This is a genomic window from Streptomyces sp. AJS327, assembly GCF_013450295.1.
Classification (GTDB): Bacteria; Actinomycetota; Actinomycetes; order Streptomycetales; family Streptomycetaceae; genus Streptomyces.
Map to the genome: position 1 here is coordinate 1,144,997 of NZ_SKBR01000001.1, position 12,914 is coordinate 1,157,910.

General features: G+C 73.1%; 12 protein-coding genes. All 12 read right to left on the minus strand.

Annotation, left to right across the window (positions count from 1 at the left end; genetic code table 11):
• Window positions 1-77: 77 nt before the first annotated feature.
• A complete protein-coding gene (locus tag E0L36_RS04565) occupies window positions 78-1,544 on the minus strand; it encodes a dihydroorotase family protein (RefSeq protein WP_180927535.1) in 1,467 nt (488 codons plus the stop codon).
• Complete coding sequence (locus E0L36_RS04570) at window positions 1,541-2,977, minus strand: MmgE/PrpD family protein (protein WP_180927536.1); 1,437 nt, start codon at window positions 2,975-2,977, stop codon at window positions 1,541-1,543. The genes E0L36_RS04565 and E0L36_RS04570 overlap by 4 nt, the downstream gene beginning before the upstream one ends.
• Entirely contained in the window at window positions 2,970-3,854 is an 885-nt protein-coding gene (locus tag E0L36_RS04575) for a cyclase family protein (RefSeq protein ID WP_308416628.1), read from the minus strand. Before E0L36_RS04575 ends, E0L36_RS04570 begins: the two co-directional genes overlap by 8 nt.
• A gap of 59 nt (window positions 3,855-3,913) precedes the next feature.
• Window positions 3,914-5,152, minus strand: coding sequence for a CaiB/BaiF CoA-transferase family protein (locus tag E0L36_RS04580; RefSeq protein WP_180927537.1), 1,239 nt, complete (start codon window positions 5,150-5,152; stop codon window positions 3,914-3,916).
• Window positions 5,149-5,967, minus strand: coding sequence for an IclR family transcriptional regulator (locus tag E0L36_RS04585; RefSeq protein WP_180927538.1), 819 nt, complete (start codon window positions 5,965-5,967; stop codon window positions 5,149-5,151). Before E0L36_RS04585 ends, E0L36_RS04580 begins: the two co-directional genes overlap by 4 nt.
• A 78-nt stretch (window positions 5,968-6,045) precedes the next feature.
• Complete coding sequence (locus E0L36_RS26905; RefSeq protein WP_219636098.1) at window positions 6,046-7,329, minus strand: Ohr family peroxiredoxin; 1,284 nt, start codon at window positions 7,327-7,329, stop codon at window positions 6,046-6,048.
• Window positions 7,326-8,762, minus strand: a complete 1,437-nt coding sequence (locus E0L36_RS04595; RefSeq protein ID WP_180927539.1) for a M20/M25/M40 family metallo-hydrolase — start codon at window positions 8,760-8,762, stop codon at window positions 7,326-7,328. Before E0L36_RS04595 ends, E0L36_RS26905 begins: the two co-directional genes overlap by 4 nt.
• A gap of 33 nt (window positions 8,763-8,795) precedes the next feature.
• Window positions 8,796-9,560, minus strand: a complete 765-nt coding sequence (locus E0L36_RS04600) for an SDR family NAD(P)-dependent oxidoreductase (protein WP_180927540.1) — start codon at window positions 9,558-9,560, stop codon at window positions 8,796-8,798.
• The gene (locus E0L36_RS04605; RefSeq protein WP_258015897.1) at window positions 9,557-10,474 is read right to left on the minus strand and encodes an ABC transporter permease; all 918 of its coding nucleotides are present in this window, start codon (window positions 10,472-10,474) and stop codon (window positions 9,557-9,559) included. Before E0L36_RS04605 ends, E0L36_RS04600 begins: the two co-directional genes overlap by 4 nt.
• Window positions 10,475-10,485: 11 nt before the next feature.
• A complete protein-coding gene (locus E0L36_RS04610) occupies window positions 10,486-11,319 on the minus strand; it encodes an ABC transporter ATP-binding protein (RefSeq protein ID WP_258016034.1) in 834 nt (277 codons plus the stop codon).
• 46 nt (window positions 11,320-11,365) lie between these two features.
• Window positions 11,366-12,472 carry an ABC transporter substrate-binding protein gene (locus E0L36_RS04615; protein ID WP_180927542.1) on the minus strand — a complete coding sequence of 369 codons (1,107 nt, stop codon included), beginning with the start codon at window positions 12,470-12,472 and terminating at the stop codon, window positions 11,366-11,368.
• 33 nt (window positions 12,473-12,505) lie between these two features.
• Entirely contained in the window at window positions 12,506-12,910 is a 405-nt protein-coding gene (locus E0L36_RS04620) for a nuclear transport factor 2 family protein (protein WP_180927543.1), read from the minus strand.
• Window positions 12,911-12,914: the final 4 nt, after the last annotated feature.

Here is a 12,914-nt window from a genome sequence, read left to right on the forward strand (position 1 = left end):
CGGACGGACCGGGGTGGGGCGGCTGGGACCCGGCCGGCGGTGGTCGCTGGTCCGGCGGCGGGGTGCTGGCCGGGGGCTCAGCGGCTGGTGGGGCGGTGGAGGTAGCCGCCGTTGGGCTCGCCGACGACCTTGCCGTCGGCGAGGATCCGGCCGCCGCGCAGGAAGGTGTCGGTGACGCGGGCGGTGAGGGTGAAGCCCTCGAACGGCGTGTACTCCTGGGTGGACTCGGACTCGGCGGCGCGCACCGTCCACGTGTGGCCGGGGTCGACCAGGGCGATGTCGGCGTCGAACCCGGGCGCGATACGGCCCTTGGTGGGCAGGCCGTACCGTTCGGCGGGGTTGCGCGCGGTGAGGGCGGCGATCCGGCCGAGGGGCAGACCGCGGCGGACGCCCTCGGTGACGAGGCCGGGCAGCAGGTACTCGGCGCCGCCGAAGCCGGACTTGGCGAGGAAGACGTCGTCGGCGGGTTCGCCGAACTTCAGCTCCTCGCGGCAGCAGGCGTGGTCGGAGACGACCCAGTCGACGGTGCCGTCGAGGACGTACTCCCACAGCGCCTCCACGTCCTCGCGGGGCCGCAGCGGCGGGTTGACCTTGCCGCCGAGGCCGTGCGCGGTGTCGATGTCGGCGAGCAGGTGGCCGACGGTGACCTCGCGGCGGAAGTCGATGTGCGGGAAGGCCCGGCTCATCCGGACGGCCGCGTCCACGGCCTTGCGGGAGGACAGGTGGAGGAGGTTGATGGTGGGCAGGCCGGTCTCGTGCGCCAGGTAGGAGGCGATGGAGACGGCCAGCCCCTCGGAGTGCTGCGGCCGCGAGGCGCTGTAGGCGGCGAGGCCGGAGAGTTCGCCCGCCTCCTCCACCATCCTGGTGTAGGCGGTCATGATCTCGGCGGTCTCGCAGTGCAGGGAGAGCGAGATCTGGTCGGCGAGGTCGGGGAACCGTTCGCGGGCGGCCTGGATGCCACGCATCACGAACTCGAAGTGGGCGTAGTCGTACCGTTCGCCCTCGGGGGTCATCAGGAAGGCGTTCTGGTCGGCGGAGCGGCCGTGCAGGCCGTGGCTGCCGTAGAACATGAACACCTTGAACGAGGTGACGCCGTGCTCCTCGACCAGTCCGGGGATCTCGTCGATGTGCCCGCGGGACATGGGGGCGAGGTGGAAGGCGTAGTCCACGTGGGAGCGGCCCGCGGTGGTGTCCAGCACCTCGGGGAAGAAGTCGGCGTACGGGCCGCCCTTGTTGAGGTAGTACTGCCCGGTGCGCATGTAGGTGAGGGCGGTGGTGACGCCGCCCTGCGCGCAGGCGCGGCTCTCGCTGGTGGCGTCCCGGTCCAGCGGGTTGTAGATGCCCCAGTGCTGGTGGGCGTCGACGACGCCGGGGAAGGCCAGCTTCCCGCCGCCGTCGACGACCTCGCGGGCGCCGGTGGTGTCGATGCCGGGTGCGACGAGGACGATGGCGCCGTCGCGGACGGCGACGTCGGCGTCGCGGGGCTCGTCCTGCTCGTCGGTGACGACGCGGACGTTGCGGAGCACGAGGTCGTAGGCGGTCATGTCGGTTCTCCTGCCACGGTGTTCAGCTCCGCCAGGGGGTGGAGCAGGTCCTGTACGCGGTCGAGTTCGTGGAGCCGGGCGCCCCGGTCGGTGACGGTGTCCTGGGTTTCGGGGGAGAGGCGTCCGGCGGTGTTGTCGCGGAACTTCAGGGCGAGTTCGGCGGCCGACAGGGGGCGCTGGGGGCCGCCGCGGTTGTGCGGCACCTCCTGCCGCCACTCGCGGCCGTCGGTGTCGACGGCGGTGAGCACCGCCGGGAACTGGGCGGGGAAGCCGCGGGTGGAGCCCTCGTCGGCGACGACCTCCACCTTGGCCATCAGGGCGCGGCGGTCCGGGTCGTGGGCGAGCGCGTCGGTGAAGTCGTCCAGTCCGAGGCCGAGTCCGCGTCCGCCGCCGAGGAGACCGGCGGCGACCATGTACGGGCCGGAGAACTGCGCCTGGTAGCCGGTCTCGGGGGCGCGTTTGCGCTCGATGGGCTGGCCGATGGTGCGGATCACCGGGCCCGGTACGCCGAGCACCAGGCGCTCCACCCGCTCGGGGGTGAGGCCCTGTTCGCGCAGCGCCATGGCGGCGTCGGCGGCGGTGTGGGTGAAGTGGTTGGCCGGATAGGGCTTGAAGAAGATGCCGGGGACCGCCCAGTCCTCGCCGAGGCCGTCGGTGAGCGCGTCGGCGTCGTAGGCGCCGTGCAGGAACGCCTCGAAGAAGCCGAAGCGGCCCTCCAGCACGGTGGGTGGTCCGGTGAAGCCGCGGCGCACCAACTGGGCGGCGGTGACGGCGGACTGTGCGGCGAGTCCGCAGTGCAGCCGTTTGACGGTGCCGCCGGTGCGGTTCGCCTCGATGACGCCTCCGGCCATGGAGGCGGCGACGCCGAGGACGTCCACCAGCCCCTCGGTGGGCAGTTCGTACAGCAGCCCGGCGGCGACGGCCCCGCCGAGCGCCCCGCAGATGGAGGTGGCGTGCTGGCCGTGCTCGAAGAAGGTGGAGTTGCCCGCCTCCCGGTCGTAGCCCGCCATGCCGAGGCGGACGCAGACCTCCAGGCCGACCGCGATCGCCCGGACCGTCTCGCGGCCGTCGGCGCCGTTCGCCTCGGCCGCGGCGAGCGCGGCGGGGACGATCGAGGCGCTGGGGTGCAGCACGGAGGGCAGGTGGGTGTCGTCGTAGTCGAGGGAGTGCGCGAGGACGCCGTTGGCGAGGGCGGCGAGCGGCGCGGGCACCGGCTCGCCGCCGCCGACGACGGTGGCCCGCGGCGGGCCGCCCTGCTCGCGGACGTGCGCGACGATCGCGGCGGAGGTGGGCAGCCGGTGGGCGGCGACGCACAGCCCGAGGACGTCCACGACGCGTTCGCGGACGCTGCTGGAGACCTCCTCGGGCAGCGTGCCGGGGGTGGCCGCGGTGGCGAACTCCGCGAGCCGCTGGGCGAGGGTGTGCTCAGCCACGGCCGTCACCCGCCCCGGGACCGGCGACCACGGCGAGCGGGCGGACGGGGGAGCCGGTGGCGCCGAACAGCGGCAGCGGCGACAGGACGAAGGTGAACTCGTGCACGCCGTGCTCCGCGACCTCCTCCAGGTCGAGGGTCTCGATGATGTAGACGCCCGCCTCGACGAGCAGCACCCGGTGGGCGGGGAGGCTGCTGTGGCCCGCGCCGGGGGCCAGGTGCTCGAAGGCGATGGAGTCCGCCCCGGCGGCGTGCACGCCCCGGTCGGCGAGCCACTGGGCGCCCGCCTCGCCGACGCCGGGCACGCCGGTGTCGTGGCCGATGAACGCCGCGCGGTCGGGGTCGTCGAACCGGCGGCCCCAGCCGCTGCGGATCAGGGTGACGTCGCCGGGCTGGACGGGGGTGTCCTGGCGGCGTTCGGCGGCCTCCAGGTCGGCGGGGGTGATCTCGTAGCCGGGTGCGCAGACCTCGGCGCCGAGCGCCGCGGGCACGTCCAGCAGGACGCCGCGGCGCACCATCGGGGCGATGGTGTGGGCCCCGTGCTCGGGGTACACGCCGCCCACGCCCGCGGCCAGCGCGTCGGCGCCGCCGTGCAGCCTCCCCTCGTGGGAGACGTGCGCGAACGCGTCGATGTGCGTGCCGACGTGGGTGCCCATCACGAGCATGTCGTTGGCGGCGGAGCCGCCGTCGGCGCGCACCCGGTCGCCGTGGCGGCGCGGCAGGGTGTGCCAGTAGGCGGGGTGGTTGGGTGACTGGGGCATGCCGACGTAGAGGCGGCGGCCGAGGTCGAAGACGCGGACTCCCTGGCGCACCGCTGCCAGCAGCGGGTCGTGTGCGGTGGTGCGCGCCGGTCCGGTGGTCGATGGTGTGGTGGTCACGTGCGTCCCGTCCCTCTCGGTGGTGCTGTCTGCTGTGCTGCCGGTCGCCGCCGGGTCGTTCAGGAGACGACCCGGCGTTCCCGGAGTGGCTTCAACCGCTCCTCGTCCAGGCCGAGTTCGGCCAGGACCTCGTCCGTGTCGGCGCCCGGGGCGCGGCCGGTGAAGCGGATCGCGCCGGGGGTGCGGGACATCCGCCACATGACGTTGTGCATGAGCAGCGGGCCGAAGTCCGCGTCGTCGACGGTGGTGAGCATGCCGGTGGCGCGGACGTGCGGGTCCTCGACGAGGTCCCGGGCGTCGTAGACCGGGGCGACGGCGGCGCCCGCGGCGGTGAACTCCTCGATGACGGTGTCCCGGGTGCGGGCGGCGATCCAGTCGCCGACGTGGGAGTCGAGGAGGTCGGCGTGCGCGGCCCGGCCGCCGCCGGTGGCGAACCACTCCTCCTCGATGACCTCCGGGTGGCCGACCAGCCGCAGTACGCGTTCCGCGATGCGCTGCGCGCTGGTGGAGACCGCCAGCCAGTGGCCGTCGCGGGTGCGGTAGGTGTTGCGGGGCGCGTTGTTGGTGGAGCGGTTGCCGTGCCGCTGCCCGACGACGCCGAGCTGGTCGTAGACGGTCGGCCCGGGCCCGACGGCGTCCATCAGGGGCTCCAGCAGGCTCATGTCGATGACCTGGCCGCGGTGTTCGGGGTCGCGTTCGCGGTGGAACAGCGCCATCAGCACGGCGGAGGAGGCGGCGATCCCGCAGACGGAGTCCGCGAGCCCGAACGCGGGCAGGGTGGGCGGGCCGTCGGGTTCGCCGGTGAGGTGCGCGAAGCCGCTCATCGCCTCGGCGAGGGTGCCGAAGCCCGCGCGGGAGGCGTAGGGGCCCTCCTGCCCGAAGCCGGTGATGCGGGCGATGACCAGGCCGGGGTTGACCTCGTGCAGGACCTTCGGGGCGAGGCCCCAGCGCTCCAGGGTGCCGGGCCGGAAGTTCTCCACCAGCACGTCGGCGTGCTCGGCGAGGCGGAGCAGGAGCGCGGCGCCGTCCGGGTCGGAGAGGCTCAGCCCGAGGGTGCGCTTGTTGCGGGATATCTCCTTCCACCAGAGCGGGATCCCGTCCTTGGACTCGCCGTGGCCGCGCATCCCGTCCCCGGCGACGGGGTGCTCGACCTTGAGGACGTCGGCGCCGAAGTCCCCGAGGATCCGGGCGCAGAGCGGCCCGGCGAGGATGGTGGAGACGTCGAGGACCCGGATGCCCGCCAGGGGGCCGGGGGCCTCCTCGCCGGGGGCGGCGCCCGGCCGTGCCGCTGAGGTCATGGTGTGTCCTTTCGGTGCTCGGGTGTGCTGCGCACCGCCCCGAGATCGGCGGAGGCGTCGGCGGCGGCCCGCGCGACCCACGCGCCGAGCTGCCCGCTGCTGGTCTCGTGGAACATGGACGTGGTGCCGCACACCGACAGGGAGCCGACGACCTGCCCGGTCGGCCCGTACAGGGCGGCGGCCACGCTGGCCGCCTCCATCTGCCGCTCCCCGACGCTGACCGCGTACCCGGCGGACCGGATGACGGAGATCTCCTCGCGCAGGGTGTCGGCGGAGGTGATGGTGGCGTCGGTGACGCTGTCGAGCCGGTGGTGGGCGATGTAGTCCGCCACCTCCGAGTCGGGGAGGGCGGCGAGGATGGCCTTGGAGGACGACCCGGCGTGCAGGGGGTGGCTGGTGCCGAGCGCCACCGACATGCGGATCTCCTGACGGGAGAGGACCTGGTCGACGTAGACGCGGGACCAGCCCTGCCGGACGGACAACGTCGCGGTCTGCCCGGTGCGTTCGGACAGGGCGACGACGTGCCGGTGGGCGAGCGCGGGGATGTTGAGTTCCCGCATGGCGGCCAGCCCGATGCTGAGCGCCCCGGGGCCCAGCCGGTACGCCTTGGTGTCCTCGTTGAACGCCAGGAAGTTCCCCGCCACCAGCTCGCGCAGGATGCGGTGGGTCACGGCCTTCGGCAGTCCCGTCTCGCGGGCGATCACCGAGACGCCCTGCGCCTGGGGGGCGCGGGCTATCGCGTCGATGACCGAGAGGGCGCGGGCGATCCCGGAGCGGCTGGAGTTCCGCGGTCCGGCGGCAACGTCGATGGTCATGGGAACCTCGGGTCGGGTCGGCGGGCCCGCGGGGCGGGCCAGCGTGGTCGGGTCACGTGCGCGGGCGACCGGTCCGCCTCAGGCGGGGGCGCCGGTCACCTCCGTCGCGACCTCGATGTTGCCCCGGACGGCGCCTGAGTAAGGGCAGATGGTGTGGGTGAGGGCCACCAGTTCCTCCAGGACGGGCTGGGGGCAGTCCGGCGCGTCGACGCGGAGCCGTACGGCGAGGGCGTACCGGCCGCCGGGCCGGGTGCCGAGCGTGACGGAGGCGGTGACCGTCACCGGGCCGAGGGTGGCGCGCTGGCGGCGTTCGGCGACGCCCAGCGCGGCGCCGAAGCAGGCGGCGTAGCCCGCGGCGAACAGCTCCTCCGGGTCGGTTCCGGTGTCGTCCGCCGCGCGGTCCGCCGGGCGGGAGAGGGCCAGGTCGAGGGCGCCGGTGCGGGAGCGGGCGCGTCCGGCGCGGCCGCCCCGCACGTCGACGGTGGCGGTGTAGACGGGGGTGAACGCGGCCCGGGCGGGCGTCGCGTGGGCGAGGACGTGCGCGGCGACGGCGTCCGCGAACTCCCCGGGCAGTTCGGCGGCGGCGAAGTCGGTGCCGCCGTCGAGCCGGACCAGCGGGGCGTCCGGGAAGGCGGCGGTGACCACGTCGTTCATCCGGTCCAGCACGTCCTCGGCGCCGTGCAGCAGCAGTACCGGCAGTCCGTGGAGCGCGGCGGTGTCGACGCGGTGCGCGAACACGGCGCGGTAGGCGACGCCGTAGTCCGGGCCGACGCTGAGGTACTCGGCGACCTGACGGCTGCACGCCTCGGCGGAGATCGTCGGGTAGAGCCAGCGGACGCGGTCCCAGACGGTGGTGAGGTGGCCGCCGTCGAGGTCCGGGGTGTAGCCGGGGGCGTATCCCGCGGCCTTCTCGGCGCGTTCGGCGTCGCTGTAGAGCGGGATGCCCTGGAAGGTGAGGCTCAGCACCCGCTCGCGCCGCTGCTTGGCGGCCTCCGCCGCGATGACGGCGCCGGTGTGCTGGCCCAGCAGGTGCACGTGGTCCAGGCCGAGTTCGTCGGCGATCCGCCAGAGGGCGCGGGCGTGGTCGGGGATGGACCACTCCTCGTCCGGGGCGTCCGACAGCCCGAAGCCGGGGATGTCGTAGGCGACGGTGCGCAGCCCGTGCCCGGCGAGCGCGGGCAGCGCGGGCTCGTAGGTCGCGGAGGACAGCGGGGACTGGTGCACGATCAGCAGCGCGGGCCCGTCCTCCGTCCCGGAGCGGCGGAAGTGCACCTGGCCCCAGGGGAGTTCGAGGTAGCCGCGGTGGGAGGAGCCCTTGAGGTGGGTCGGCTGGGTGGTGGCGGTGGCCGTCCGGGGGGTCACGGGGTCACCGCCAGCGCCGCCATGATCCGTACGACGTGTTTGACGCCCATGCGGTAGTCCTCCAGACGGATGTGCTCGTTCGGCCCGTCGATCCCGGCGTCCGCGCGGGAGACGCCCACGCCCACGATGGGCATGCCGGTCAGGACCCCCTGGTTGCCGATCCACTGGGTGTACGGCTCGATGAGGGGTTCCGCCTGGTAGGCGGCGCGGGCGGTCTCGGCGACGAGCCCGACGAACGGGTCGGTGTGGTCGGTGAGATGGGGGCGGCTGGTGGCCATCACCTCGACGGCGACGTCGGCGAAGCCGCGGTCGGCCAGGTGTGTGCCGATCGCCGACAGCACCTGCTCCGGGTCCTGGTCGGCCACCAGGCGGACCTCCACCTTGGCGGTGGCGGTCGCGGGGATGCCGAGGGTGATGTCGTCGGCGTTGTCGCCGCCCTCGATGCCGGTGATGGTGATGCTGGGCACGGTGCGGATGGCGACGGCCGCCTCGGTATCGCTCTGGCCGCCCGTGAAGGCGCGCACCCCGGCGCGTTCGCGGAGGAACTCCCCGTCGAAGGGCAGTCGTTCGAGCATGGACCGCTCGGCGTCGGTGGGGACGCGCGCCCCGTCGGCCAGGCCGGGCACCGCGGAGCTGCCGTCGGGGTGGACGAGGCAGCCGAGCGCTCCGGTGAGCCGCGCGGTGGCGGAGGGCAGCAGGACGGTGTTCTGGCTGGTGAGCGTGCGGTTGAGGGTGGTGGAGGTGAGCCGCAGGTAGAGGATGCCCTTCTCGCCGAGCTTCAGCAGCGGCCGCCCGTCACCGTCGCACCAGGAGTTCTCCCACAGCGCGGCGTCGGCGGCGAGCCGGTCGGCGTGCCCCGCGACGAAGCCGCCGAGGCCCGGGCTGTGCAGCCACCGCTTGCCCTCCATGATGTACCGGCTGGTGACGGGCGGTTCCTGGCCGGTGAGCCGCCAGACGGCAGCCGCGTGCACCCGGGACAGCAGGGCGCCCTTGTCGTCGGCGACGCCGCGGGCGTACAGCCGCCCGTCGTGGATCTCCGCCGCGTACGGCGGGCTGATCCACTCGGCGTCGTCCCCGGTCGGCTCGACCTCGACGTCGTAGTGGTTGAAGTGGAGCAGCCGCCGGGCGCCGCCGCCGATCTCGGCGAGGACGTACGGGTGGGAGTGCTCCCAGGGGACGATCTCCGCCTGGCCGCCCCAGCGTTCCACGGACCCCTTGAGGAACGTGGCGGTGGCGGCCATCTGGTCGGCCTCCTGGCGGCGGCTGCGGATGCGGCACAGCTCCTGGAGCTCCTCGACGAAGGTGTCGAAGTGCTCGTCGACGGCCGCGAGGGCGGCGTCCAGGTCGACGCCGGGCGCCGCGGAGTCGAACGGGCCGGCGGACGAGGGCGCGGAACCGCTGCGTCTGTTGGGTCTGTTGGGGCTGTCGGACATGGGTACTCCCGTTCCGGTGAGGGCCGAGAACCGTTAGTGGATGACGGCGCCGCCGTCGACGAAGACGGTCTGGCCGGTGGTCATGGCGGCGGCGGGGCTGAGCAGATGGGCGACGGACAGGGCCACGTCCATCGGACCGGCCATCCGGCCGAGCGGGATGCTGGCCATCTTGTCGACCAGGTAGTCCTGGTCGGCGCGGACGTCCTCGGTCATGCTGGTCGGCACGATGGTCGGTCCGACCGCGTTGACCCGGATGCCGTCGGCGGCCCACTCCAGGGCCAGTACGCGGGCCATGTGCATCACCCCGGCCTTGCTGACGCAGTAGGCGAGGGTGTCGCGGACCGCGATGTGCCCGTTGGTGGAGCCGATGTTGACGACGCTGGCGTGCTCGGCGTCGCGCAGCGCGGGGTAGGCGGCCCGCGCCATCCGGAAGGTGCCGGTCAGGTTGACGTCCAGGACGCGGGTGAAGTCCTCCTCGCTGAGCGTGGCGGCCGGTCCCCGGCTGACGATCCCGGCGTTGTTGACCAGGTGGTCCAGCCGTCCGTGGTCGGCCAGGACCTCCGCCACCACCCGCTCGCAGGACTCCGCGGAGCGGACGTCCAGCCGGTGGCGGGTGTGCCCACCGGCGGCGGGCAGCGCGGCCGTCCACTCGTCCTCGGGCAGCAGGTCGGCGGCGGCGACCGTGGCGCCCAGCGCGGCCAGCCGCTCCGCGATGGCCGCGCCGATCCCGCGGGCCGCCCCGGTGACCAGCGCCACCCGGCCGTCGAACCGGACCGGGTCGGACCAGGCGGCGCTCATGCGCCGATCACCGTGCTGTCCTGGGCCCAGAACGCGAACCGCTTCTGGGCGAGCCGGATGAGGAAGTGCGCGATCAGGCCGAGGACCGACAGGACCACCAGGACCGCGAACATCCCCGCGATGTCGAAGTTGTAGTTGGTCTGCAACAGGAGATAGCCGAGGCCCTCCTTGGCGCCGATGAACTCGCCGACGACCGCGCCGAGGATGGAGAAGACGATGCCGATCTCCAGCCCGGCGAAGATGAACGGCAGCGCGCTGGGCAGCCGCACCCGCCGGAACACGTCCAGCTTGGTGGCGCCGAACACCGTCAGCATCTGCACCCGGTCGGCGTCCGCGGAGCGCAGCCCCTCGATGACGTTGACCAGCATCGGGAAGAAGCAGATGACCGCGGCCATCACCACCTTGCTGGTCATGCCGAACCCGAACCAGACGACGAACAGCGGCGCCAGGGCCACCTTCGGCACCGTCTGGAAGGCGACGATGTACGGCATCAGCGTCTTCTCGACCAGCCGCACCTGGGATATCACGGTGCCCAGCACGAGCGCCGTGCCGACGCCGATCCCGAAGCCGTACAGCGACTCCAGCAGCGTCACCTTCAGATGCGTCCAGAACATCGGGTCGGACAGCTGCGTGCCCAGCTCCTCCACGATGCGGCTGGGCTGCGGCAGCACGTACTCGTCGACGCCGAGGGCGGGCACCAGGAACTGCCACAGCAGGATGACGACGACGAACACCCCGGGGACCAGGAACCACTCGGGGTGGTCCCGGACGTCCCGCCGCTGGCGGGCCCGTCGGGCGGGCGGTGGGGGCGTGGCCGGGCCGCCGTCCTTCGCGCCCGCCGTGGCGGGGCCGCCGCCCGCGCCCGGGGGCGAGCCGTCCGGTGGGTTCTGCGCTTCGCGTTCGGTCATGGACATGGGCGGCCTCATCAGTCGATCACGCCGTGGGCGGTGAAGTGCTTGCGGATCCGCTCGACATGGACGCCGGCCTCGTCCGAGGCCATGACGCCGAGGTCGCGCGGGCGGGCGATGTCGATGTCGGCGATCTCCGCGATCCGGCCGGGGCGGGGGCTGAGCACCACCACCCGGTCGGAGAGGAACACCGCCTCCGGAATGGAGTGGGTGACGAGCACGACGGTCTTCCCGCTCTCCCGCCAGATGCGCAGGAGTTCGAGGTTCATGTACTCGCGCGTCATCGCGTCGAGCGCGCCGAACGGCTCGTCCATGAGCAGTACCGCGGGGTCGTGCACCAGGGCGCGGCAGATCCCCGCCCGCTGCTGCATACCGCCGCTCAGCTCGTGGGGGTACTTGTCCTCGAACCCGTCGAGCCCGACCATCTCCAGCAGCTCCGCGGCGCGCTTCCGGGCGGCGGTCTTGTCCAGGCCCTGGAGCTCCGCCGGGACCAGCACGTTCCGCTCGATGGTCAGCCACGGCAGGAGCGTGGCGGCCTGGAAGACCATGCCGACCTCGGGCAGCGGCCCGTCCACCTCGCGCCCCGCGATCCGGACGGTGCCCTCACTGCGCGGCACGAGCCCGGCGAGGATCTTCAGCAGGGTCGTCTTGCCACATCCCGAGGGGCCGACGATCGAGATGAACTCGCCCCGCTTCACCTCGACGTCGATGTCCGACAGGGCGTGGGTGGGCTCGGACTTGCGGGGCCGGTAGACCTTGTGCAGCCCCCGCAGCTCGATCCACCGGTCGGCGTCCGCCTCCGATTCCGCGGCCGCGACCACGTCCCGACGGCGGCGACCGAGGGTCTTCATGACCATGATGGGCCTCCATGCCTTCCTGATCTGGCGTCGCCGCCGGTTACTTGGTGGCCTTCTTCGCCTTGCTGAGGACCGCCGCCGCGTCGAAGTCGTTGGCCTCCTTGAGGAGGCTGTCGTCCCAGACCGCGTCGAGGTCGGGGTCCTCGGTGATGGTCTCGGCGTCCTTCATGTAGCGGGCGGTCTCCTTCCACTCCGCCTCGCTGACGGCGCCCCAGTCGGTGAAGGAGTCCGGCTCGCCCTCCGCGGGCACGGCGGTCTTCACCCAGGTGTCCAGGACCTGGGAGTCGTCCTTGATCCGGCTGTCGGCCTTCTTGCCGGAGAGGATTCCGGGGAAGACGGAGTAGCCGTTCCGCATCGCGGCCTCGGGGTTGGCGGCGGAGAAGAGCATCCCCTTGTACGAGGCGCGCAGGAACCGGGCGATCTGGTCCTTGTTCTTCTTGAGCGTGTCCTCACGCACCGCGTAGGTCAGGGACCGGATCTTGTCGAAGTGCTTGCCGTTCTTCAGGTACCGGAACTTCTCCCCGGACAGCTCCAGCGTGGTGTACGCCTGCGTGTACAGCGCGAGCGCGTCCACCTTGCCGTCCTTGAGCGCGGACAGCGCCTGGCTGCCGACCCCGACGGGCAGCAGCTCGACGTCCTTCTCCGGGTCGAGCCCCGCGTCCTCCACGAACGCCTTGGCGTACGGGCCGGACCCCGAGGCGAGGCTGATCACCCCGATCTTCTTGCCCTTCAGGTCCGCCGGGCTCTTGATCGAGCTGTCCGGCCCCGTCGCGATGCGCCACGGCCAGTTCTGCACCAGCCCGCCCACGGCGACGACGGGCACGCCCTTCTCCCTGGCGGCCAGGATCGCGCCCGCGTCGGACGGGGTGATGTCGGCGTTGCCGGAGGCCACCGCCTGCACGGCCGCGGTCGATCCGTCCGTGTTGACCGTCTTGACCTTGAGCTTCTCCTCCTTGAGGAAGCCCTGTTCGCGGGCGACCGCGTAGGTGGCGACCTCCTCCTTCGGCCCGGTGACGGCGGAGGCGATGGCGAGTTCGATGGTGGAGTTCCCGCCACCGCCGGAGGAACCGCTGCCGCCGCACGCGGCGAGCACGGTCATGGCGGAGAGGGCCGCGGCGCTCGCGCCGAGTCTCAGAGCGTGCTTCATGTTCGTACCTTCGGTTCGCTGGGATGTCGGCTGTCAGCCGCCGGCCGGGGTACCGATCCCGGACTCGGCGAGGTCGTTGCAGACGTGCTGCTCGGCGATGAGCCCCTGGCGCAGGACGAAGACGTCGACGTAGCGGACGCCGTCGAACGGCGTGCCCCACGCGTCCTCGCCGTAGAGGCTGCCGAGCGAGGTGACGGTGGCCAGACCGTCGGAGGTGCGGCCCTCGAAGTACCGCTCCCGGCGCTTGCGCACCCACCGGTAGCGGCCCCCGCCCTCCCCGGCGGCCATGTCCCGCAGCGACGCGTAGCACCGGCCGCCGGGGAAGACGAGACGCGCCTCCGGCGCCAGCAGCCGTGTCGCCGCGTTCAGTTCACGGTCCTCACACAGCTGGAGGTACCTGTCGACCGTCTCGGTGGGGGAGCGCTCCGCGCCGGGCACGGCG